Genomic DNA, 22,791 nt, shown 5'->3' on the forward strand with positions numbered 1-22,791 from the left:
TTCGCGCTTTGCGCGCCCCGGAATGACGAGGAGGTGGCGGGAAGGATCATGCTCTCATCTCACCGGTACGGCGCGTCGAGCTCGATCGCTTTCGCGATCTCGCGTTCCCAGCGGTCGCCGTTGGCGAGCAGCTTGGCCTTGTCATAGAACAGTTCCTCGCGGGTCTCGGTCGCGAACTCGAAGTTCGGACCTTCGACGATGGCGTCGACCGGACAGGCCTCCTGGCAGAGGCCGCAATAGATGCACTTCACCATGTCGATGTCGTAGCGCACGGTGCGGCGGGTGCCGTCGTTGCGGCGCGGACCGGCCTCAATGGTGATGGCCTGGGCCGGGCACACAGCCTCGCACAGCTTGCAGGCGATGCAGCGTTCCTCGCCGTTGGGATAGCGGCGCAGCGCGTGCTCGCCGCGGAAGCGCGGCGAGATCGGGCCCTTCTCGAAGGGATAGTTCAGCGTCGGCTTCGGCTGGAAGAAATAACGCATGGCGAGGAAGAACGCCGAGACGAATTCCGACAGCAGAAGCGAGCGTGCAGTGGCGTTGATGTTGATACCCATGACGGCCCTCACTTCGGCGCGATGCCGGCGAAGTGCAGCACACCGGCCACCACGATCACCATCGCCAGCGACAGCGGCAGGAACACCTTCCAGCCGAGGCGCATCAGTTGATCGTAGCGGTAGCGGGGCACGATCGCCTTCGCCATCGCGAACAGGAAGAACATGAAGAAGACTTTGAGCGAGAACCAGATGATCCCCGGCACCCAGTTGAAGGGCGGCAGGTCCACCGGCGGCAGCCAGCCTCCGAGGAACAGGATCGTCGCCATCGCGCACATCGTGACGATCGCGACGTACTCGCCGAGCATGAACAGCAAATACGGCGTCGAGCCATACTCGACCATGAAGCCGGCGACGAGCTCGGATTCGGCTTCGACGAGGTCGAACGGCGGACGGTTGGTTTCCGCCAGCGCCGAGACGTAGAACACCACGAACATCGGGAACAGCGGCCAGACGTACCAGTTCAGGATGGTGAGCTGCGGCAGCCCGATCAGGCTGGCGAGGCCGCGGACATGCTGGGCCTCGACCACGGCCGACAGGTTCAGCGTGCCGGCGCAGAGCAGCACCGTGATGATGACGAAGCCGATCGAGACCTCGTAGGACACCATCTGCGCGGCCGAGCGCAGCGCGGCCAGAAACGGATACTTCGAGTTCGACGACCAGCCGGCCATGATGATGCCGTAGATCGACAGCGACGAGATCGCGAAGATGAAGAGGATGCCGACATTGATGTCGGAGATCACCCAGCCGAGATTGGTCGGGATCACCGCCCAGGCGGCAAGCGCGAGCACGCATGAGACCAAGGGAGCAAGGAGAAACACGCCCTTGTTGGCGCCTGCCGGGATGATCGGCTCCTTCAGCACGAACTTCAGAAGGTCGGCGAAGGACTGCAGCAGGCCCCAGGGGCCGACCACGTTCGGGCCGCGGCGGATCTGCACCGCCGCCCAGATCTTGCGGTCGGCAAGCAGGATATAGGCGATCGCGACCAGCAGGACGACGAGCACCAAGACGCTCTCCGCGACCATGATGATCAGCGGCCAGAGGAAACCGGTCCAGAATGCGCTTTCGAAGAATTCCATCAGATCACGCTCACTCCGCTGCGGTCAGCATCTGCCCGGAGGCAAGCCGCGAGCACTCCGCCATCACGGCGGACGCACGCGCGATTGGGTTGGTCAAATAGAAGTCGTCGACCAGGGGCTTGAACGGCGCCTTCTCGGGCGAACCGCCCTTGCCCGCCAGCTTCTTGATCTGGTCGGCGCTGCCCGCCTCGATCTGGTCGAGCCGGATCAGATGCGGCACCGCCTTGAAGATCGCCTGGCGCAGCGCGGCAAGCGAGTCGTAGCCCAGCTTCTTGCCGAGCGCTTCCGACAGCGCGCGGACGATCGCCCAGTCCTCGCGGGCTTCGCCCGGCGGGAACGCGGCGCGGCCGGTCATCTGCACACGGCCTTCGGTGTTGACGTAGATCGCGGACTTCTCGGTGTAGGCGGCTGCCGGCAGGATCACGTCGGCGCGGTGCGCGCCGCGGTCGCCATGGGTGCCGATATAGACGACGAAGGTGCCGTCCGGCGCCTTGATCTCGTCGGCGCCGAGCAGGAACAGCAGGTCGAGCGTGCCGAAGGTCGTCATCTGCGCGGCGTTCAGGCCACCGGCCGCGGCGGAGAAGCCGATGTCGAGCGCGCCGACGCGCGAGGCGGTCTCGTGCAGCACGCCGAAACCGTTCCAGCCGTCCTTGACCGCGCCGACATCCATCGCGAGCTTGGCGGCGGCGGCCAGAATGGCGGCACCGTCGTGACGCGAGGCTGCGCCCGCGCCGACCAGGATGATCGGGTTCTTGGCGTTCTTCAGCACATCCATGAAGGAGTGCTTGCCGGCCGCGAGCTCGCCGAGCGTCTCGGTGCCTGCGCCGAGATGGTCGTAGTCATAGGTCAGGTCGGCCTTGGCGCCGATCACGCCGACCTTGAAGCCGCCGGAGCGCCAGCGCTTGCGGATGCGGGCGTTGAACACGGCCGCCTCCTTGCGCGGATTGGCGCCGATGATGAGCAGCGCATCCGCCTGCTCGACACCGACAAGCGTCGGATTGAAGATGTAGGAGCCGCGGCCGAGCGCGGGATCGAAGGCGTCGCCGCCCTGCACCGCGAGGTTGCTCGAGCCGTATTTGGCGAGCAGGTCCTTCAGCGCGAACATCTCCTCGACGCCGGCGAGGTCGCCGGCGATCGCGCCGATGCGCTTGCCGTCGCTGCGCGCCGCTTTCGCGGCGATCGCGGCAAAGGCCTCAGTCCAGCTCGCCGCGCGCAGCTTGCCGGCCTCGCGGATGTAGGGCCGGTCGAGGCGCTGGGTGCGCAGGCCATCGACGATGTGACGGGTCTTGTCGGAGATCCACTCCTCGTTCACGGCCTCGTTGATGCGCGGCAGCACGCGCATCACCTCGCGGCCGCGGGTGTCGACGCGGATCGCCGATCCGACACCGTCCATGACGTCGATCGACTGCGTCTTGCCGAGCTCCCACGGACGGGCCGCAAAGGCATAGGGCTTCGAGGTCAGCGCGCCGACCGGGCAGATGTCGACGAGGTTACCCTGCAATTCGGACGTCAGCGCGTGCTGGAGATAGGTCGTGATCTCCATGTCTTCGCCGCGGCCGGTGGCGCCCATCTCAGGCGCGCCGGCGACTTCCGCCGAGAAGCGGACGCAGCGCGTGCACTGGATGCAGCGGTTCATCGAGGTCTTGACCAGTGCGCCGAGATATTTGTCCTCGACGGCGCGCTTGTTCTCGGCGAAGCGGCTGGTGTCGACACCATAGCCCATCGCCTGGTCCTGCAGGTCGCACTCGCCGCCCTGGTCGCAGATCGGGCAGTCCAGCGGATGGTTGATGAGAAGGAATTCCATCACGCCTTCGCGTGCCTTCTTCACCATCGGCGAACGGGTGGAGATTTCCGGCGGCTCGCCCTTGGGGCCCGGACGGCAATCGCGCACGCCCCAGGCGCAGCTCGCGACCGGCTTCGGGCCGCCCTTCACTTCGACGAGGCACATCCGGCAATTGCCGGCGATCGACAGCCGCTCGTGATAGCAGAAGCGCGGAATCTCGGCGCCAGCCGCCTCGCACGCCTGAAGCAGCGTGTACTCGGCCGGAACATCGATCTCTTTGCCGTCGATGATGAGCTTGGTCATGTCTCTTACTCCGCCGCGACCATGTTCACGGGATCGCGGACGCCGATATCGTCGATGTCGGACTTATGCGAATACTGGTCGATGCGCGCTTCGATCTCATGACGGAAATGCGCGATCAGGCCCTGGATCGGCCAGGCGGCTGCGTCGCCGAGCGCGCAGATGGTGTGGCCTTCGACCTGCTTGGTGACTTCCAGCAGCATGTCGATCTCGCGCTTGTGGGCGCGGCCTTCGGCCATGCGGGTCAGGACGCGCCACATCCACCCCGTGCCCTCGCGGCACGGCGTGCACTGGCCACAGCTCTCATGCTTGTAGAAGTACGAGATGCGGGCGATGGCGCGGATCAAATCGGTGGACTTGTCCATCACGATCACGGCCGCGGTGCCGAGACCCGAGCGCAGCTTGCTCAGGCTGTCGAAATCCATCGGCGTATCGATGATCTGCTCGGCCGGCACCATGCGCACCGACGAGCCGCCGGGGATCACGGCCTTGAGGTTGTCCCAGCCGCCGCGGATGCCGCCGCAATGCTTCTCGATCAGCTCACGGAACGGAATGCCCATGGCTTCTTCGACGTTGCAGGGCCGCTCGACGTGGCCGGAGATGCAGAACAGCTTGGTGCCGACATTGTTCGGACGGCCGATGCCGGCGAACCACGCCGCGCCACGGCGCAGGATATCCGGCGCCACCGCGATCGACTCGACGTTGTTGACGGTGGTCGGGCAGCCGAACAGGCCGACATTCGCAGGGAACGGCGGCTTCAGCCGCGGCTGGCCCTTCTTGCCCTCGAGGCTTTCGAGCAGCGCGGTCTCCTCGCCGCAGATATAGGCGCCGGCGCCGTGCGCAACGTAGATGTCGAACGGCCAGCCGTTGACATTGTCCTTGCCGACCAGCTTGGCCTCATAGGCCTGGTCGATCGCGGCCTGGAGGTGCTCGCGTTCGCGGATGAACTCGCCGCGGACATAGATGTAGCAGGCATGCGCGTTCATTGCGCAGCTGGCGATCAGGCAGCCCTCGATCAGGAGATGCGGGTCGTGCCGCATGATCTCGCGATCCTTGCAGGTGCCGGGCTCGGATTCGTCGGCGTTGACGACGAGATAGCTCGGCCGGCCGTCGGTCGATTCCTTCGGCATGAAGGACCATTTCAGGCCGGTCGGGAAGCCCGCGCCGCCGCGGCCGCGCAGGCCCGAGGCCTTCATCTCGTTGATGATCCAGTCGCGGCCCTTGTCGATGATGTTCTTCGTACCATCCCAGGCGCCGCGGCGCCGCGCACCCTCGAGCCCCCAGTCATGGAGGCCGTAGAGGTTCTTGAAGATGCGGTCCTTGTCCTCGAGCATATCAGTGCTTTCCGATCAACGATTGGACTGCTTGTAGGCAAGTCCGGCGGCGCAGACGGCGAAGGTCAGCGCCCAGAGCAGGCTGGATTCTAGCGACGCGTTCAGGCTGAAACGCTGCAGCAGGAAGATGAAAATGGCCGCGACGGCGGCATGCATCGCGATGAAGCCCCACTTCTTCATGGCACCGCTCCCCTCCACTGCCGGCGACGAGAGATCACGCATCAGGTGATCTCCTTCAGCGTGGTCGGCCCGGTGATCGGCGCCGAGAACTGGCGGCCGTTCTGCGGACCGGGCTTCGGCGGATTGCCGGAGGCAAAGCCGTCGAGCACCTTGCCAAAGCTCTCCTTGGTCAGGTCCTCATAGGTGTCCTTGCCGATCAGCACCATCGGTGCATTGACGCAGGCGCCGAGACACTCGACCTCTTCCCAGCTGAAATTGCCGTCCTTGGAGAGATGGAAGGGCTCGTGATGGATGCGGTGCTCACAGACGTGGATCAGGTCCTCGGCGCCACGCAGGCGGCATGGCGTGGTGCCGCAGACCTGGACGTGGGCCTTCTTGCCGACGGGGGCGAGCTGGAACATCGTGTAGAAGGTCGCGACCTCGAGCACGCGGATATAGGGCATGTCGAGCATGTCGGCGATGACGCGGATGGCGGCTTCCGACACCCAGCCGTCGTGCTGCTCCTGCGCGCGCCAGAGGATCGCGATGACCGCGGAGGCCTGGCGCCCGGCCGGATATTTCGCGATCTGCTGCTTGGCGAACGCAAGGTTCTCCTCCGTGAACGCAAAGCTCGCGGGCTGGACTTCCTTCGGTGCTAATCGGCGGACGGACATCTCTTATCTCTCACTGCATGCGGCGCGCGGTGTTGGCACTCAGGGTCTTGGCATTCAGGGACTTGGCATTCAGGGCATCGATCCTGTCCTGCCAGAATGCGCTTGCGGTGCCGAAAACGTTGTAGCCGACGTGGGTCGAGACCTTGATGCGGTCGAGGATCGACAGCTCCTTCACGGTCTCCATCCGGTTGCTGCGCGGATCGAACACGATCAGCGTCAGCGGGGTCTGTTCGAGGATAAAGCGCGACACCGCGTGGCTGCGGTCGCTGCCGTGCTCCTCGCACATGATGACGCTGTCGGTCTCAAGCAGCCGGGCGCCGCCCTTGATCGCCTCGATCTCGACACCCTCGACGTCGAGCTTGATCAGGTACTTGCCGCTGGCCTCGACCTTGCCGTCGTCGATCAGATTGTCGAGCGCGATCACGGGCACGTCCTCGCCACCCGCCGACGGATCGCCGGCGATGCTGAAGGCTTCGTGCTTCGTGCCGGACAGCCGCGCAGTACCGCGGGCAGCGCCGATCGCGCATTTCATGGTTTCGAAGCGGCCACCGTTGATGCGGGCGTTGTTGGCAAGCTTCGGATAGTTCTGGCCCGACGGCTCGATCGCGATCGCCTTGTGCGAGCCGAACGGCCTGCTCGACACCAGCACCGACCAGTAGCCGTAGTTGGCACCGCAATCGAGCAGCGTGTAGTCGACGTCGATGGAGTCGGCGAACAGGAGCTCCAGCTCGTCCTCATAGATATAGGAACGGTTGAGCAGCTTGCTCCAATAGCCGTCGCCATACGGGAACTCGAACACGGCGTCGGGATTGAGCTTGATCGCGATATTGCGTTCGGGCAGCGTTTTCCGCAGCAGGTTCGCGCAGGCGATATAGCCCATATGCGAGAAGTGCGACGAGATCTTCGAGCCCGTCACCAGCGCCAAGGCAGCCGCCCGCTCCCACAGGTTGGCCCCTTCAAGGGCCCCCGAGGCGCGGTCAAACTGGATTGGCGCCTGCGCCATCACCGATCGACCTCTCCGAACACGATGTCGAGCGAACCCAGGATCGCCGAGACGTCGGCGAGCAGATGGCCGCGGCAGATGTGATCCATCGCCTGGAGATGGGCGAAGCCCGGCGCGCGGATCTTGCACTTGTAGGGCTTGTTGGTGCCGTCGGCGACGAGATAGACGCCGAACTCGCCCTTGGGCGCCTCGACCGCGGCATAGACCTCGCCGGCCGGCACGTGAACGCCTTCGGTGTAGAGCTTGAAGTGATGGATCAGCGCTTCCATCGAGCGCTTCATCTCGCCACGGCGCGGCGGCGCGACCTTGTTGTCCTCGACGACGACGGGGCCCTTGCCCTCAGGCGCGTTCAGCTTCTGGATGCACTGCCTCATGATGCGCACGGACTGGCGCATCTCTTCCATGCGGATCAGGTAGCGGTCGTAGCAGTCGCCGTTCTTGCCGATCGGAATGTCGAAATCCATCTCGGCGTAGCACTCATAGGGCTGCGACTTGCGCAGGTCCCAGGCCGCGCCGGAGCCGCGCACCATCACGCCCGAGAAACCCCACTCCCAGGCTTCCTTCAGCGGCACCACGCCGATATCGACATTGCGCTGCTTGAAGATGCGGTTGGCGGTGAGCAGGCGGTCGAGGTCGTCCACCACCTTCAGGAACGGATCGCACCAGGCCTCGATGTCGTCGACCAGCTTCTGCGGCAGGTCCTGATGCACGCCGCCGACGCGGAAGAAGGCCGCATGCATGCGGCTGCCCGAGGCGCGCTCGTAGAACACCATCAGCTTCTCGCGCTCTTCGAAACCCCACAGCGGCGGGGTCAGCGCGCCGACGTCCATCGCCTGCGTGGTGACGTTGAGCAGATGCGACAGGATGCGGCCGATCTCGCAATAGAGCACGCGGATCAGCTGGCCGCGGCGCGGCACCTCGATGCCGAGCAGCTTTTCCGCGGCGAGGCAGAAGGCGTGCTCCTGGTTCATCGGCGCGACATAGTCGAGACGGTCGAAGTACGGGATCGCCTGAAGATAGGTCTTCTGCTCGATCAGCTTCTCGGTGCCGCGGTGAAGCAGGCCGATATGCGGGTCGACGCGCGCGACGATTTCGCCGTCCAATTCGAGCACGAGACGCAACACACCGTGGGCCGCCGGATGCTGCGGCCCAAAGTTGATGGTGAAGTTGCGGAGATTTTCAGGTTGCTCGTTCATGATCAGGCCTTCGGTCCCGCCTTCTCGTCACCGGGAAGCGGATAGTCCGCCCCTTCCCACGGCGAGAGGAAATCGAACTTGCGGAATTCCTGGTTGAGCCTGACAGGCTCGTACACCACCCGCTTCTCCTGGTCGTCGTAGCGGACCTCGACGAAGCCGGTGGTCGGAAAGTCCTTGCGCAGCGGATGGCCCTCGAAACCGTAGTCGGTGAGGATGCGGCGCATGTCGGGATGGCCGACGAAGAACACGCCATAGAGGTCGTAGGCCTCGCGCTCGAACCAGTCGGCGCCGGGGAACACGTCGATCAGCGACGGCACCTGCGTGGTCTCGTCGGCCTGGGCCTTGAGCCGGATCCGCGTGTTCAGGGTCGGCGACATCAGATGGTAGACGACGTCGAAGCGCTTCTCGCGCGACGGGTAGTCCACCGCCGTGATGTCGGTGAAGTTGACGAAGCGGCAGTTCGGGTCGTCGCGGAGGTACTTGACCACCTCGACGATCCTGGCGGCCTCGACATCCACCGTGAGCTGGTTGAAGGCCACCGAATGACCGGTAGCCGCGCCCGGAAGCGCGCTAACGATCGTTTGCCCAAGGGCGTCGAGCTTGCCATCGTCCATGACGTAAAACCTTAGCGTTCGATGGTGCCGGTGCGCCGGATCTTCTTCTGAAGCAGCAGCACGCCGTAGAGCAGCGCTTCCGCCGTGGGCGGGCAGCCCGGCACGTAGATGTCGATCGGCACGATGCGGTCGCAGCCGCGCACGACCGAGTAGGAATAGTGGTAGTAGCCGCCGCCATTGGCGCACGAACCCATCGAGATGACGTAGCGCGGCTCGGGCATCTGGTCGTAGACCTTGCGCAGCGCCGGCGCCATCTTGTTGGTGAGTGTGCCCGCGACGATCATCACGTCGGACTGGCGCGGCGAGGCACGCGGCGCGAAGCCGAAACGCTCGACGTCGTAGCGCGGCATCGACACCTGCATCATCTCGACCGCGCAGCAGGCGAGACCGAAGGTCATCCACATCAGCGAGCCGGTGCGCGCCCAGGTGATGAGGTCGTCGGTCGCGGCGACGAAGAAGCCCTTGTCGGACAGCTCCGAATTGACCTCGAGGAAGAACGGATCATTGGCCCCGACCGGCTTGCCGGTCGACGGATCCAGAATGCCCTTGGGGGCCGGCGCGAGAACCGGACCTGTGGACGGTGCTGGGTTCAATCCCATTCCAGTGCCCCTTTCTTCCATTCATAGGCGAACCCGACCGTCAGCACGGCGAGGAACACCACCATGGACCAGAAGCCGGTCGCGCCAAGCTTGCCGAACGCCACCGCCCAGGGAAACAGGAACGCCACCTCGAGATCGAAGATGATGAAGAGGATGGCGACCAGGTAGAAGCGGACGTCGAACTTCATGCGGGCGTCGTCGAAGGCGTTGAAACCGCACTCATACGCCGACAGCTTTTCGGGGTCCGGCTGCTGGAACGCCACGATGAAAGGCGCGATCAGCAGCACAAGGCCGATGAGGCCCGCTACCCCTATGAAGACGACGAGTGGAAGATAGTTCTGTAGAATGCCGCTCATTGGCGAGCCCTTTTTCCCGCGACGTCGGGGGAGCCGCGGATTCGTCCCGATTTGGAATTATTCTGAGCCTTAGCGCAGTGCACCAATGGGCGCAAGACACGCTCTTTTTAGGCCCTTTGCCGCCCCCAGAACGGAGAAAATCCCGGAATCACCCCGCGGCTGGTATGGAGCAGATCGCCAAGCCCAGCAAGGGCGACCGCAGTTTTGTGCAGCGGCCGTACCGAGATTGCGGTGCACAGAGCAAGGCAGCGCTGGCCGCATGGCATCCGGTCAAAATGCCCGGGTTTTCCGTGCGGCAGCGCACCCGGACCCAGGCAATGACCGTCGCGGAGGCCCTTACCGTCACCCAGGCGACATAGTGCTGGCGGCCGCGGCGGCAAGAGGACAGGTGCAGCAAGGACACGTATCAGGCGCGGATGGTCGGACGAGCCATGCATCGCGACGGGACCGGGGCTCGTCTGGCGAATGCGTCGGCGCAGACCCCGCCTCGGATCGACCGCGAGCGCGGCGTCGGCGACTTGCAGGACCGTCGCACGCGCCGCGCTCGCATGAGCTCCGGGCCGGGGGGCATAGCCCGGGAGCTCATCGATCTCCCGCTGGAAGATCAGCGGTCGTCCGGTCAGCAGAACAAGGGCATGGTCGAGCTCAGGCCGGTCGGGACCTCGATATGTGCAGCGTCAACATGCCGTGCGCTCGCCCGCCCTCACCACTTGTAGGAGACGCTGGCGGTCACGCGCCGGCGATCGCCGTAGAAGCACGACGTGGCCGAGGCACAGCTCGCGACATAGATCTTGTCGGTCAGGTTGATCACGTTGAGTGCCGTGCGCCAGTTCTGCCATTCGTAGTGGAGCGCGAGGTCGCCGAGCACGACCGCGGGAACTTCAAGCGTGTTGGCGGTGTCGGCCCAGGAGGAGCCGATGTAGCGCACGCCGCCGCCGAAGCCGAAGCCCTCGAGCGGTCCGTCCCTAAAGGTGTAGTCCGCCCAGCCCGACACCAGCAGCTCCGGCGTGTTGGTCGGCGTCTTGCCGACCAACGACGGATCGAGATCCTTGCTGTTGAACAGGTGATAAGCCGTGAAGGCGCCGATCAGCTTCAGCTCCTTGGTGGCGTTCGCTACCGCTTCGAGCTCGATGCCACGCGAGGTCACCTCGCCGGTCTGGTTCTGCAAGACCGGAACACTGCCCGGCAGTGTCGTCGCCACATTTTGACGGACCAGATCGAAGGCAGATACGGTGAAATAGCCGTCAAAGCCCTTCGGCGCGATCTTCACACCGATTTCGGCCTGCTTGCCGGTCTCCGGCAGGAACAGCTGGTTCTGTGCGTTGAGGCCGATGATCGGATTGTAGCTCGTCGAATAGGAGACGTAGGGCGCGATGCCGTTGTCGAAATTGTAGATCAGGCCGGCGCGCCCGCTGAACCTGCTGTCATCGCGGCTGCTGACCGTAGCCCCCGTGTCGCGGGCGTCTTGCGTGGTCGCGACCCAGTCATTGCGGCCGCTCAAGACCAGCGTAAAATTGCCGAGCTTCATCTGGTCCTGGATGTAGGTGCCGGCCTGCTTCTGCGTGATCTGGAAGTTGCGGAACGGCGTGGTCGGCAACGGGGTTTCCGCCTGACCGTAGACCGGATTGAAGATGTTGATCGAGGACACGCCGAACCCGAAGGCCTGATAGTCATCGATCTGATAACCCTTCAGGTCGACCCCGAACAGCATCGTGTGCTTCACCGGACCGGTGTCGAAGCGATATTCGAGCTGGTTGTCGAGATCGCCCTGGTTGGCGGTGTTCTTCGCATACCAATTGTAGCGGTTGAGCGTGGCGGTTGCCTGATTGCCGTAGTCGTTGCCGACATAGCCACGATAGGTCACGTCGACATGGGCAAACCGCGCATTCTGCCGGAATGTCAGATCGTCGGTGAGATTGCGCTCGAACTGGTAGCCGAGCATCTCCTGCTCGCGCGTGAACTTGTCGACGCTGGGATCGCCGGCAAAGAAGCTGGTCGGGATCTTGCCGAACGAGGCATTGGTGACCGTCCCGACATAGGGCAGGAAGTTGATGCCGCGGGTTTCCTGCCGGGAAGCGGATGCCAGCACCGTAAACGTCGTGTCGGCATCCGGCTTCCAGGTCACGGACGGTGCGATGAAGTAGTTGTTGTCGGGCGTGAAATTGACCTGCGTCGGGCCGTTCTGGACCTGGCCGACGACGCGGTAGAACAGCTTGCCGTTCTGCGCTTGCGTCGCGACCGGCCCGCCGACATCGAAGCCGACATAGGCGTTGCCGAAATTGTTGACGCCGGTCTCGACATAGCGGATCGGCTCGGCCGGCGGCAGCTTGCTGATGACGTTGACGATGCCGCTCGGGCTCGATCCGCCGTAGAGCACCGCTGACGGGCCGCGCAGCACCTCGACGCGCTCCATGTTCGGCGTCTGGAGCTTCCAGCTCGCATAGGACGTGTAGAACAGCTGCATGCCGTCGAGGAACAGCCCGACGTCGTCGGACTTGAAGCCGCGGATCAGCCACCAATCGTTGCGCGTATCCGCGCCGAAGGTCCCTGCCCGCACGCCGGCGGTGTAGCGCAGCACCTCGTCGAGCTTGTTCGCCTTCTGGTCGCGGATCTGCTCCGCACTGATGACGGACACCGACTGCGGCGTCTCCATGATCGGCGTGTCGGTTTTGGTGCCTGACGAACTGCGACCGGCGACGTAGCCGCGCACGGGGCCGCGCGGCGTCTCGACGAAGCCGACATTGCGCTGCGGCTGCGGTTTGCTTCTATTCACTGCCTGCATCGACCGTCGCGGCGCGCTACGCACGGTAGACACGGGTGCGCGGCGGCGCGCCTCGGGCGCCGTGACGGTCACCGACGGCAGGTTCTGAGCGCCACTCTGTGTAGAGGATTGTGCGAGCGATGCTTGCGGCACCAGGACCCAAGCCGACGCGGTCGCCAACACGGCCGACCGCAGCATTCCAAGACTGTTCAACGCGCCACCCCGAAGCTGCATGTTTGAAGCGACATGCCGTCGTGTCCCGACACGGCATGCGTTTGCAGCGACGCTTATGTGAGGGTGCGCGATTTCCCTAATTGAAAAGGTCTTAGAGAGACTCTTAGAAGCGATCCAACATTTCCAGGGATTGCTGAGACATCAACGCGAATTCTTTTCGGCCTCGAGCATCTCGGTGGCAATCGCCGTGAGCTGATCGACCTGGCGCAGCAGCGTGTCGAACTCGGCTTCGCTCAGCGATTCAAGCAGGCGCCGATTGCGGTCCTGCGCGCCTTCGACGATCACGTCATGCGCGGCGAGCCCCGCCGCGGTGAGCGAGACCAGCACCTCGCGACTGTCCTTCGGGTTGGCCGATTTCGCGATCAGCTTGCGCGAGACGAGTTCCGCAAGCGCGCGGCTGATCTGTCCCTTGTCCTGGCCGACCGCTTCGGCGAGCCGCGCGACGCTCATCGGCGGCCGCCGGCCGAGCGAGGCGACCAGACCGAACTCGACCGAGGACAATCCAGCGAGGCGCTTGTAGCGCAGGATGGCGCCGCGCTTGAGCAGATTGGCCAACACCATCAGCCGCGACGACAGCATCACGGTGATCGGCGCCGCCTCGCTCTCGCCCGCCTCGGGCGTCGTCCACCCATCCCTCGGTGTCTGGTTCATCGTTCACCTGTGCCAAGAAAGCGGTGACCTGCCAAGTCCAAGTCCGAAGCAAGTGCCGGGCTCAAGTCCCAAGCTTGAGGCAGGCCGCCTCCTACCTCATCCGAATGCGACCAGGCGGCACTTGGAAGATCGTTGACATTGTCATCGAATTATTTTTCACTGCGACAAAGGCACAAAAAAGGCCTGGCCAGCACGGCCCACAGCGGGAGGACCAGCATGACGATCACCCAGCGGGATCGCGATCTCGGCACGGCCTATGCGATGAAACCGGCGCAGACGCGCACCGAGCTAACCTCGGTCGTGCGCGGCACGCCAATGGGCGAACTGCTCCGCCGTTACTGGCACCCGGTCGGGCTCATCGGTGATGCCACCGACACCCCGAAGAAGGTGCGGGCGCTGGGCGAGGATCTGGTGCTATTCCGCGACAAGCATGGCCGCGCCGGCCTCTTGCACGCGCGATGCTGCCATCGCGGCACCACGCTCTATTATGGCAAGGTCGAGGAGGACGGCATCCGCTGCTGCTATCACGGCTGGAAGTTCGACACCGAGGGCCACTGCCTGGAGCAGCCCTGCGAGCCCGACGGCGGCCAGTTCAAGGACAAGGTGCGCCAGCCCTGGTACCCGGTCGAAGAGCGCTACGGACTGATCTTCGCCTATATGGGCCCGGCCGAGAAACGCCCGGTGCTGCCGCGCTATGAGTGCCTCGAAAACATGGACGACGGCGAGTTCGTCGAGGCCGACGATTCCTCGATCGGCGGCGGCGGACCGGCAGTCATTCCCTGCAACTGGCTGCAGCATTTCGAGAACGTGGTCGATCCCTATCACGTGCCGGTGCTGCACGGCTCGTTCTCGGGCCCGCAATTCACTGACATGATGGCCTCGATGCCGGAGGTGAAGTTCGACAAGACGCCGCGCGGGATCGCCGTGCGTTCGATCCGCAGGCAGGATGACGGCAAGGTGTTCTATCGCGTCACCGAAGCCGCCCTCCCCACCTTGCGCGTCGTGCCCAATCCGCGCGTGGCGCAGTTCGCCCGCGTCGAGTCGATCGGCTGGACACTGCCGATCGACGACACCTCGTTCCGCATCTACGTTGCCGGCCGCGTCAAGGCATCAGGCGACATCGGCCGGATGCGCTCCAAGTTCAACGGAAAATTCTGGTGGGACATGACCGAGGCCGAGCACCAGCAATTCCCGGGTGATTACGAAGCCCAGGTCGGCCAGGGCGAAGTGACCGTTCACTCCGAGGAGCATTTCGGCCAGAGCGACCGCGGCATCCTGATGATCCGGCGCATGCTGAGCGAGCAACTAGAGGCGATGGAGGCAGATCGCGACCCGATCGGCGTGTCGTTCGATGTGGGCGCGGCGCCGGTCGAATTCGAAGCGGGGAATTACATCCGCGACGCGTGAAGCGGCCAGCTCCAATAAGGGCTGGACCGACAACGACAACAAAGACAAAATTGGGGGGATGCGATGGTCGATGTGACGTCACAAGTGTCGGTGCAAACGACTGCCGCGGCAAAGCCCTCGGCGCGGCGCTATTACGTGCTGGGGCTGCTCACCGTCATCTACGCGCTGAACTTCCTCGACCGCACGATCTTCAACGTCCTGATCGAGCCGATCAAGAAGGAGTTTGCCCTCAGCGACACCATGATGGGCCTGCTCGCAGGCTTCGGCTTCGCGCTGTTCTACTCCCTGCTCGGCATCCCCATCGCGCGCGCCGCCGACCGGCTCAACCGGCGCAACATCGTGGCCGTGGCCTTCGCGTTCTGGAGCGCGATGACGGCGCTGTGCGGCGCGGCCTCGAGCGTGACCTCGCTGGCGCTGGCGCGCATCGGCGTCGGCATCGGCGAATCCGCGGGCTCGCCCGCCTCGCAGTCGATCGTCGCCGATCTCTTTGCCAAGAACGAACGCCCGCGCGCGCTCGGCATCTACGCCATCGGCACCTATCTCGGCGTCTTCCTCGGCTATTTCGTCGGCGGCTACGTCAACCAGCACTATGGCTGGCGGATGGCGTTCTACGTCGCCGGCCTGCCGGGCATCCTGCTCGCGGCTATCCTGTGGCTGACGATCTCGGAGCCGAAGCGCGGCGCGATGCAGGAGAGCTTCGTGCCCGAGCCGCTCGGCCCGACGCTGCGCTTCCTCGCCTCGCAGCGGAGCTTCATCATCGTGCTGATCGGCTTCTGCCTCACCACCTACACCAACTACGCGACCGCGGCCTGGATCCCGCCGTTCCTCGCGCGCGTGCACCACCTGTCGAGCGCCGAGATCGGCACCTATGCCGGCACCTTCAAGGGGCTCGCCGGAATGGCCGGCACCCTGCTCGGCGGCTTCGTGGTGGCGCAAGTGAGCCGCCGCGACGACCGCTGGAAGCTCTGGGCGCCCGCGATCACCTCAGGCCTCGCCGGTCCGGTGTTCGCGCTGTGCATGCTGACGCAGGATTTCGCGATGATGGTCGCGATGCTGGCGCTGACCTCGTTCCTGGTCGGCTTCCATCTCGGGCCGATCTTCGCGATCGCGCAGACCGTGGCAAAGCCGAGCATGCGGGCGCTGGCCTCCGCGCTGATCGCGCTCACCGCCACCTGCTTCGGCCAGGGCGTCGGCCCGCTGGTCGTGGGCATGGTCAACGATGCCCTGAGGGGCAGCTATGGTGCGGACGCCGTGCGTTATTCCCTGCTCTCGGCGGCGGTCACGACCACGTTGGGCGCCCTGCTGTTCGTCTGGGCGGCCTGCACCATCCGGGACGATATCGGCCGGGCCGCCGCCTGAGGGCGCCGCCTCGCCGCAAGCCCGGCGAAACCAACCCGGCTTATTAATGAAACCATTTTGCGGAACCCGCGAAACCATCCGGAAACAGATGGTCCTTAAGACATGAGCCCATAGACGGCGGCAAAAGCCCGTCGGGAGGCTCAGATGAACCACTCAATTCACTCTGCTGATCGTGCGACCCACCTGAAGATCGTGGTGGTGGCGCTGGTTGCCGGCATTGCAGTGGCCGGTTTCGGGATTGCTGCCCGTACCAACGCCGATTACGGCCAGACCGCCCAGTCCACCCAGATGATCAAGGCCGGCAAGCCTGTGGCGATCACCAGCGCGGGCACGTCGGAGATTCGCTGACGGCGAAAAGGTTCGATTTGACCCCCAACCGGCCGCCCTCGGGCGGCCTTTTGATTTTCAGCCGTCGACTGAAGGTGGCCTGCCAAGCCTTTGAAATGTCAGGGGTGTATTCTATAGCTCGACGAGCCGGCAGACTGCGCCAAAGTCAGTCGGCCCGGTAGCTGCCGCAGCAATGCTTGAATTTCTGCCCCGAGCCGCAGGGACAGGGATCATTCCGGCCGGCATCGGCCTGCCCGTAGCGCAGCCGGTTCAATATCTTGCTGTTCTGTTCGAGGATCATCTTGCGGCGCGCCTCCTGCACCTCGATGACCGCCGCATTGTCGCCGGTATCCCAGAACGCCTGCGGCTTCAGGTGGGCGAGCTTGCCGCTGACATAGACGGGGTAAAACCAGCCGAGCGTTCCGTCGCGCAGGCGCTGCAGCGTCGTCAGGTCGTAGAGGAAGAAACCTGCCTCCAGCAGCGTCGCGTTGATGTCCTGGAAGTCGTCGATGTCGGCCTCGCACACGACGACGCTGCAATTTTCGAGCACGTAACGCGCGCCCTTCAGCGCGGCCTTTTCGGCGCCCTGCACGTCGAGCTTGAGCAGGAACGGCGGCTCGAGCGACAGTTCCTTGACCAGCGCATCGAGTGTCGTCGCCGGCACCTTGACCTTGCTCTTGATCAGGTCGTTGAGCCGCGCCCAGTAGAGATCGCCCGCCGGGCGCACGGACGACCAGTAGGGATGCACCGACTCGGTGATCTCGATCTCACCCTCATGGTCGGTGACGGCGCAGATCCGATAGTGCCCGCCAAGCACCTCCTTGATGGCCTTCAGGGAGTTCTCATAGATCCGGTTGGCATCAATGTTGAGCGGCACCGCACCACCGAGCCGTGACAGGTGGTTAAGAACGAAATGCCCATCGGCACAGCCAAGGTCGATCACGGCCCCGTACCGCACGCCCTTGGCGAACAAATTTTGCAGCGTTGCGCTGAAATCGGCTGCCTGCATTGGATTGATCCGAATGAGAGCGGTTTGACCGGTCGTCGGCGGTCTGGCGGGTTGCACAATGTGTTGCACACCGCTTGTTGCGGGCAAGATCGGAAACACGAAAAAATCGAAAATAACGACCACCCGCTCGCCGAGCGTCGCATACGCGCTTTGCTCCGCTGGCGGTTTGCCAGGGAGGGTTTCTATTCAGCGATTAAGTTATTGATTTCCGCCATAAAATGGCGCGAGAGACGGGGCTCGAACCCGCGACCTCCGGCGTGACAGGCCGGCGCTCTAACCAACTGAGCTACTCCCGCGTGGCGCACAGATGTCCGCGGAACGAGGGGGGACTTAAAGGCCGGGCTTGGTGAAGTCAAGGACGTTGCATCCACAGCCTGAAGGAGCGGATATCCGCCGGTGGCGCGCAGGAACGTGACCCGGCCGCGCCGGGCGGCGTAGTCAGTCCGGTCCCGAATCGTCTACGCCTCCGGGAACCTGCGGGGTCCGGGGGCGGTCTCCCCAGCCACCGGCAAGAATCGAGGAGGCCAGACATGGCGAAGAAGGCAGCCGCTCCCGCCACCATCACCCTCAAGCACCTCGCCGCCGACATCGCGGAAAGCCAGGACCTGTCGAAGAAGCAAGCCGAGGCCGTCCTCACCGACATGGTCGAGCTGATCGCCAAGCACCTGAAGAAGGGCGACCGCGTCCGGATCGTGGGGCTGGGCATCCTCCAGGTCCGCAAGCGCGCGGCCCGCACCGGCCGCAATCCCGCCACAGGCGAGCCCATCCACATCAAGGCCAGCAAGAAGGTCGCCTTCCGCCCGGTCAAGGAACTGAAAGAGGCGATCTGAGGTGACTGTTCGTTAAGCCTGATCGAAGCTCGTTCCGGCCGCAACGTGGCCCGCTTTTCTGATATACCGCCTGCTCCCCCTGACCCCCGGCGGTTTGACCAGAAATGTCCTCACTCATCTTCACGCATACCGTGACCGAGCGCTTCCTGCGCTACGTCACCATCGACACCCAGTCCGATCCGGAATCCCCCAGCTCGCCCTCGACCGAGAAGCAGAAAGACCTCGGCCGCGTCCTCGTCACCGAGCTGAAGGCCATGGGCGTCGCCGACGCCCATCTCGACGACTACGGCTACGTTTACGCAACGATCCCGGCCAACACCGACAAGAAGGTGCCGGTGATCTGCTTCTGCTCGCACATGGACACCTCGCCCGACGTCACCGGCAAGGACGTGAAGCCGCAGCTCGTGAAGAACTATCGCGGCGGCGACATCACCCTGCCGGGCGATACCAGCCAGGTGATCCGCTTCGCCGAGCATCCCGCGCTGAAGAACCAGATCGGCAACGACATCATCACCACCGACGGCACCACGCTGCTGGGCGCCGACAACAAGGCCGGCGTCGCCGAGATCATGGATGCCGCGCATTTCTTCATCAACAACCCCGATGCGAAGCACGGCACCCTCAAGATCCTGTTCACGCCGGACGAGGAAATCGGCCGCGGCGTCGACAATGTCGACATCAAGAAGCTCGGCGCCGATTTCGGCTACACCATGGATGGCGAGACCGCGGGCTCCGTCGAGGACGAGACCTTCTCGGCCGACGGCGCCACCATCACCATCAACGGCGTCAGCGCCCATCCGGGCTATGCCAAGGGCAAGATGGAGCACGCGATCAAGATCGCAGCCGCCATCGTCGAGCGACTCCCGAAGGAAGGCTGTTCGCCCGAGACGACGTCAGGCAAGCAGGGCTTCCTGCATCCGATCGGCATCGACGGTGCGCTGGAGCAGGCGACGCTCTCCTTCATCGTGCGCGACTTCACCGAGGAAGGGCTGAAGGAGAAGGAGGTCCTGCTCGAGAACATCGTCAAGGATGTGATGAAGGACTATCCGCGCTCGACCTACAAGTTCGAGGTCAAGGAGCAGTACCGCAACATGAAGCAGGTGATCGACCGTCACCCGCACATTCTCGAATACGCCATCGAGGCGATCCGCCGCGCCGGCCTGCGCCCGATGCGCACCGCGATCCGCGGCGGCACCGACGGCTCGCGCCTGTCCTTCATGGGCCTGCCCTGCCCCAACATCTTCGCGGGCGAGCACGCGTTCCATTCGCGCCTGGAATGGGTCAGCCGGCAGGACATGGAAAAGGCGGTGCAGACGATCGTGCACCTCGCCATGATCTGGGAGGAGAAAGCGTAGGCGCGCGGCTAATCTCGGCGCGCGAAATAATTCCAAGCCCTAGGGAACGAGCCGGCGCGGGGCGCGTTGGCGATCCAAGTCCCAAGGACGAAGATTGTGAGCACAAAGGCCTCAGCCGGTCAGCCCCGGGCTGGGGCCTTTTCGCGTCTCGATTGCGCCCGGGACCAGCCTGCCCCTCAGGCGGTCGCAGCAGCTTGGCCGCCGCGATACTCCGCCCACGCTTGCCGCAGGATTTGCAAAGATGAGGTGAGGAAGATTCCCGCCATCACGGCGGCAACAGCGAGATCAGGCCATGCCGTTCCGGTACCGAATACGCCAACGGCAGCAATCATCACGATGACGTTGCCGACCGCGTCATTGCGCGAGCAGAGCCATACCGACCGCACGTTGGCGTCGCCGTCCTTGTAGCGCGCGAGCAAGAGAACCGAGGTCAGATTCGCCGCCAGCGCGGCCAGGCTCATCGCTCCCATCAGCTCCGCGCGAGGAAGCCCCAGGATCAGGGTCTGATAGACCGTTGATCCGAACACCCAGGCTGCCATCGCACTGAGCGACAACCCCTTGAACAGTGCGGCGGTGGCCCGTGTCTTGAGGCTCGCGCCGATGACCGAAAGGCTCAAGCCGTAGGTGACTGTATCGGCCAGGAAGTCGAGAGCATCGGCCTTGAGAGCCTGCGAGCCGGCCAAGTGGCCCGCCACCATTTCGCTCACGAACATCGCCGCGTTGATGGCGATGACGGTCCACAATATGCGCTTGTATCGTGGATCAAGCCCGTCGAAGACCGGAACGCCTGCCGAGCAGCAGTCGGCGCAGCCCGACGTGGCGACCTCCTCCATCCGGGGTTTGGCGGCCTTCTCGCAGCACGCGTCGTGTGAGCAGCAGGACTCTTCAGGCATTCCAGGCTCCCTCCGGCGTCCCATTTTACCATGCGCCTGTAACGATGGCGATCTTCCAGGCGCGGTTCCACAATTGCCTCGGCCTCTAGTCCCTACGAACGAAGTCATGTCAATCCGCGTTGCGGACCACTCGATCGACCCCTCGCACCGTTTGCCTTGGAGGAGGAAAATGAGAATCTTGCGAACTGACTGTAACCAAGTCGGCAATACGAGCGAACTATAGCCATGTGGGTATGACGACCACGGAAACCGAGCTCAAGGCACTCATGCTTGCCAGCCAGGATGGCGATGCTGCGGCGCATCGCATGCTGCTTGAGCGGCTGAGCCGCCATTTGCGCGCCTATTACAAGGGCAAGTTCGCGAAAATAGGCCGAGGCGTGGCGGAGGCCGAGGATCTGGTTCAGGAGGCCGTGCTGGCGATTCACCTCCAGCGACACACCTACGATCCGCAGGAGCTGTTAACGCCCTGGGTGCACGCGATCGCGCGCTACAAGCTGATCGATTTTCTCCGCCGAAACCGGGCCTCGGTTACCGACGTGCCGATCGACGAGGCGGGCGACGTCATTGCCAATGACGATAACCTCAGTGCCGAGAGCAGCTTCGATCTCAGGCGGTTGCTCAAACACCTGCCGGAAAAGATGCAATGCGCGATCGAGGCCGTGAAACTCGACGGGCTGAGCGTCGCTGAAGCGGCACAGCGCTGCCACATCTCGGAATCGGGCGTGAAGGTCAATATTCACCGCGGGCTAAAGACCCTGGCGGCGTTGATCGCACAGAGGACGCAAACATGAAGACGGACGAGCTGATCAGCGCGCTCAGCGCGGGTGTCGAACCGGTCAACCGGCGACAGGTCAACCGCAGCGTCGGCACTGCGCTTGTGGTTGGAATGGCCGTTGCAATCGGAGTCACGTTCTTGGCACTCGGTGTCCGCACCGACCTGACCACGCCACGCACCCTGATTTTTCTGTTCCTGAAGATCGCATTCGCGTTCGGCACCACAGGCGCGGCGGCGGTCTATCTGGCACGGCTGGCGCGGCCTGGCGGGGAACGAAGGGTATCCCCGGGCCTCGCCGCACTGCCCTTTGTGGCGATCCTCCTGCTTGCCGGCATCAGCCTTGGGCAGGCGCCGAGTTCACACTGGGACAGGATGGTGATGGGCGATCAATGGCTCGAATGCCTCATCTCGATTCCGATCATCGCGATTGTACCGTTTGCCGTCGTCATCTGGGCTGTGCGACAGGCAGCTCCGACCAATCTGGTCCGTACCGGCGCCTTCAGCGGGCTCGTCGCAGGTGGCATGAGCGCGATGGCCTATGCGCTTCACTGCACCGACGACTCGCTGCCCTTCGTCGCGCTCTGGTATGGCGGTACGATCGTGCTGTGCACCCTCGCAGGCGCATTGTTGGGACCCCGACTGCTGCGCTGGTGAGAGGCTGCACTCACGTCGGCGTGAGCCTGTAACCGTGTCGCGGATGGCTCCGAACTCCTCAGAAGAAGCGCAACAGAGGCGCTTCCGCGAAAATCATGGAGCCGGAACTATGTTGACGAAGAGCCTTCTCGCACTCACGCTTCTCTTGGCCGTCTCGGTCAGCGCCCATGCGGGCTCGACCATTTCCGACAGGAGCTATTGGCCGAATGAGGCCAGGCAAACCTCGCAATCCAGAACGTTTGTCCTACCTCAAGGCCCGTATTCCGCGTTGGCCTATGATCGACAAGCTCCTGAGCTGCCCGCCACCGCACCGGCGGGCGGCGCATCCGGATGGCGTTATCAGGGAGGCCCCAAATCCCACTAGGATTGCGCAATAACATGGTACTCCGCGATCGCTCGAAACGGTTAACCACCAGCGCTCCCTGCTCTCACACTTGTGAACCGGGGGACTTTCCAGTGTTGCCACCGTGTGAGAGTGTCGCGCAATGATGGCTTGTCGCATCCTCAGGCTAGTGCTCGCGGTCCTCGTGACCGCGGGGCTGATGGTTGCGCCGCTGGTGACACCAGCAGCGGCGGAGCCCCTGATGGCTAGCGACATGCAGATGACCGGCGCACAGGACATGTCGGCGGACATGCCGTGCTGCCCCGACGAGCAGAACAGCAAGCAATGCCAGGACTGCCCGCTCCTCGCGATCTGCATGCTGAAGGCGTTGCAGGCAGGACCTGTCGTCGCGACCGCCATCCGCTATGCGCGTCCTCTCGCGCTGCTTCGGCCGCTCGATGATGCCATCGGCGACGGCCTCACCCGCCCACCTCCGGATCATCCCCCTCGATCGATCGTCTGACAGGCGCTCCGCCGCCTGGTGAACATGCGTGCCGCAATCGGCG

At 64.1% G+C, this 22,791-nt stretch carries 24 protein-coding genes and 1 tRNA gene; 9 read left to right on the forward strand and 16 right to left on the reverse strand.

The window, feature by feature from the left end:
* Window positions 1–59: 59 nt before the first annotated feature.
* The 11 genes from nuoI to AAFG50_RS23515 are packed head-to-tail and all read right to left on the reverse strand — an operon-like array spanning window position 60 to window position 9,648.
* Window positions 60–548 carry an NADH-quinone oxidoreductase subunit NuoI gene (gene nuoI / locus AAFG50_RS23465; RefSeq protein WP_026232873.1) on the reverse strand — a complete coding sequence of 163 codons (489 nt, stop codon included), beginning with the start codon at window positions 546–548 and terminating at the stop codon, window positions 60–62.
* Window positions 549–562: 14 nt separating this feature from the next.
* Window positions 563–1,630: an NADH-quinone oxidoreductase subunit NuoH gene (gene nuoH / locus AAFG50_RS23470; protein ID WP_074076914.1), complete on the reverse strand. Its 1,068-nt coding sequence runs from the start codon at window positions 1,628–1,630 to the stop codon at window positions 563–565.
* A gap of 10 nt (window positions 1,631–1,640) precedes the next feature.
* Entirely contained in the window at window positions 1,641–3,716 is a 2,076-nt protein-coding gene (gene nuoG, locus AAFG50_RS23475; protein ID WP_028171713.1) for an NADH-quinone oxidoreductase subunit NuoG, read from the reverse strand.
* A gap of 5 nt (window positions 3,717–3,721) precedes the next feature.
* Window positions 3,722–5,047: an NADH-quinone oxidoreductase subunit NuoF gene (gene nuoF, locus AAFG50_RS23480; protein ID WP_011087678.1), complete on the reverse strand. Its 1,326-nt coding sequence runs from the start codon at window positions 5,045–5,047 to the stop codon at window positions 3,722–3,724.
* 15 nt (window positions 5,048–5,062) lie between these two features.
* The gene (locus tag AAFG50_RS23485) at window positions 5,063–5,269 is read right to left on the reverse strand and encodes a hypothetical protein (protein ID WP_011087679.1); all 207 of its coding nucleotides are present in this window, start codon (window positions 5,267–5,269) and stop codon (window positions 5,063–5,065) included.
* Window positions 5,269–5,880 carry an NADH-quinone oxidoreductase subunit NuoE gene (gene nuoE / locus AAFG50_RS23490; RefSeq protein ID WP_011087680.1) on the reverse strand — a complete coding sequence of 204 codons (612 nt, stop codon included), beginning with the start codon at window positions 5,878–5,880 and terminating at the stop codon, window positions 5,269–5,271. Before nuoE ends, AAFG50_RS23485 begins: the two co-directional genes overlap by 1 nt.
* A gap of 10 nt (window positions 5,881–5,890) precedes the next feature.
* Window positions 5,891–6,883 (reverse strand): FkbM family methyltransferase, encoded by a 993-nt coding sequence (locus AAFG50_RS23495; RefSeq protein WP_028171712.1) that lies wholly within the window; start codon window positions 6,881–6,883, stop codon window positions 5,891–5,893.
* On the reverse strand, window positions 6,883–8,079 hold the full coding sequence (locus AAFG50_RS23500) for an NADH-quinone oxidoreductase subunit D (protein ID WP_011087682.1): 1,197 nt from the start codon (window positions 8,077–8,079) through the stop codon (window positions 6,883–6,885). Before AAFG50_RS23500 ends, AAFG50_RS23495 begins: the two co-directional genes overlap by 1 nt.
* Before the next feature lie 2 nt (window positions 8,080–8,081).
* Window positions 8,082–8,693, reverse strand: a complete 612-nt coding sequence (locus AAFG50_RS23505; RefSeq protein WP_011087683.1) for an NADH-quinone oxidoreductase subunit C — start codon at window positions 8,691–8,693, stop codon at window positions 8,082–8,084.
* An 11-nt stretch (window positions 8,694–8,704) separates the two neighbouring features.
* A complete protein-coding gene (locus AAFG50_RS23510; protein WP_028171711.1) occupies window positions 8,705–9,292 on the reverse strand; it encodes an NADH-quinone oxidoreductase subunit B in 588 nt (195 codons plus the stop codon).
* Complete coding sequence (locus tag AAFG50_RS23515) at window positions 9,283–9,648, reverse strand: NADH-quinone oxidoreductase subunit A (protein ID WP_008136158.1); 366 nt, start codon at window positions 9,646–9,648, stop codon at window positions 9,283–9,285. Before AAFG50_RS23515 ends, AAFG50_RS23510 begins: the two co-directional genes overlap by 10 nt.
* Window positions 9,649–9,812: 164 nt before the next feature.
* Between AAFG50_RS23515 and AAFG50_RS23520 the strand changes: the two genes are divergently transcribed.
* Window positions 9,813–10,007 (forward strand): hypothetical protein, encoded by a 195-nt coding sequence (locus tag AAFG50_RS23520; RefSeq protein WP_028171710.1) that lies wholly within the window; start codon window positions 9,813–9,815, stop codon window positions 10,005–10,007.
* Window positions 10,008–10,351: 344 nt separating this feature from the next.
* On the opposite strand, the gene AAFG50_RS23525 is transcribed toward AAFG50_RS23520, so the two are convergent.
* Window positions 10,352–12,607, reverse strand: a complete 2,256-nt coding sequence (locus AAFG50_RS23525) for a TonB-dependent siderophore receptor (protein ID WP_028171708.1) — start codon at window positions 12,605–12,607, stop codon at window positions 10,352–10,354.
* A 177-nt stretch (window positions 12,608–12,784) separates the two neighbouring features.
* Window positions 12,785–13,294, reverse strand: coding sequence for a MarR family transcriptional regulator (locus AAFG50_RS23530; RefSeq protein WP_028171707.1), 510 nt, complete (start codon window positions 13,292–13,294; stop codon window positions 12,785–12,787).
* A 216-nt stretch (window positions 13,295–13,510) separates the two neighbouring features.
* Between AAFG50_RS23530 and AAFG50_RS23535 the strand changes: the two genes are divergently transcribed.
* From AAFG50_RS23535 to AAFG50_RS23545, 3 genes are all read left to right on the forward strand, one after another.
* The gene (locus AAFG50_RS23535) at window positions 13,511–14,701 is read left to right on the forward strand and encodes an aromatic ring-hydroxylating dioxygenase subunit alpha (protein WP_028171706.1); all 1,191 of its coding nucleotides are present in this window, start codon (window positions 13,511–13,513) and stop codon (window positions 14,699–14,701) included.
* 63 nt (window positions 14,702–14,764) lie between these two features.
* Window positions 14,765–16,060, forward strand: a complete 1,296-nt coding sequence (locus AAFG50_RS23540; RefSeq protein WP_028171705.1) for an MFS transporter — start codon at window positions 14,765–14,767, stop codon at window positions 16,058–16,060.
* A gap of 144 nt (window positions 16,061–16,204) precedes the next feature.
* Entirely contained in the window at window positions 16,205–16,408 is a 204-nt protein-coding gene (locus AAFG50_RS23545) for a hypothetical protein (RefSeq protein ID WP_028171704.1), read from the forward strand.
* Between the two features lie 145 nt (window positions 16,409–16,553).
* Here the strand turns inward: AAFG50_RS23545 and AAFG50_RS23550 are convergent, their stop codons facing one another.
* Complete coding sequence (locus AAFG50_RS23550) at window positions 16,554–17,396, reverse strand: FkbM family methyltransferase (protein WP_231166492.1); 843 nt, start codon at window positions 17,394–17,396, stop codon at window positions 16,554–16,556.
* 219 nt (window positions 17,397–17,615) lie between these two features.
* A tRNA-Asp gene (locus AAFG50_RS23555) sits at window positions 17,616–17,692 on the reverse strand.
* A gap of 234 nt (window positions 17,693–17,926) precedes the next feature.
* Here AAFG50_RS23555 and AAFG50_RS23560 point away from each other — a divergent pair.
* Both AAFG50_RS23560 and pepT read left to right on the forward strand, forming a co-directional pair.
* The gene (locus tag AAFG50_RS23560; RefSeq protein WP_028171702.1) at window positions 17,927–18,226 is read left to right on the forward strand and encodes an HU family DNA-binding protein; all 300 of its coding nucleotides are present in this window, start codon (window positions 17,927–17,929) and stop codon (window positions 18,224–18,226) included.
* A gap of 104 nt (window positions 18,227–18,330) precedes the next feature.
* On the forward strand, window positions 18,331–19,581 hold the full coding sequence (pepT, locus tag AAFG50_RS23565) for a peptidase T (RefSeq protein ID WP_028171701.1): 1,251 nt from the start codon (window positions 18,331–18,333) through the stop codon (window positions 19,579–19,581).
* Between the two features lie 176 nt (window positions 19,582–19,757).
* Here the strand turns inward: pepT and AAFG50_RS23570 are convergent, their stop codons facing one another.
* Window positions 19,758–20,414: a cation transporter gene (locus tag AAFG50_RS23570; RefSeq protein ID WP_231166734.1), complete on the reverse strand. Its 657-nt coding sequence runs from the start codon at window positions 20,412–20,414 to the stop codon at window positions 19,758–19,760.
* A gap of 293 nt (window positions 20,415–20,707) precedes the next feature.
* Here AAFG50_RS23570 and AAFG50_RS23575 point away from each other — a divergent pair, with 293 nt between their 5' ends.
* The 3 genes from AAFG50_RS23575 to AAFG50_RS23585 all read left to right on the forward strand — a co-directional run bounded on the left by AAFG50_RS23575 (window position 20,708) and on the right by AAFG50_RS23585 (window position 22,748).
* Window positions 20,708–21,265 carry a sigma-70 family RNA polymerase sigma factor gene (locus AAFG50_RS23575; protein ID WP_028171699.1) on the forward strand — a complete coding sequence of 186 codons (558 nt, stop codon included), beginning with the start codon at window positions 20,708–20,710 and terminating at the stop codon, window positions 21,263–21,265.
* Entirely contained in the window at window positions 21,262–21,903 is a 642-nt protein-coding gene (locus AAFG50_RS23580; protein WP_011087694.1) for a DUF1109 domain-containing protein, read from the forward strand. The genes AAFG50_RS23575 and AAFG50_RS23580 overlap by 4 nt, the downstream gene beginning before the upstream one ends.
* A gap of 485 nt (window positions 21,904–22,388) precedes the next feature.
* Window positions 22,389–22,748, forward strand: coding sequence for a hypothetical protein (locus AAFG50_RS23585; protein ID WP_028171698.1), 360 nt, complete (start codon window positions 22,389–22,391; stop codon window positions 22,746–22,748).
* The last annotated feature ends 43 nt before the right edge of the window (window positions 22,749–22,791 follow it).

This window comes from Bradyrhizobium sp. B039 (assembly GCF_038965675.1).
Classification (GTDB): Bacteria; Pseudomonadota; Alphaproteobacteria; order Rhizobiales; family Xanthobacteraceae; genus Bradyrhizobium; species Bradyrhizobium diazoefficiens.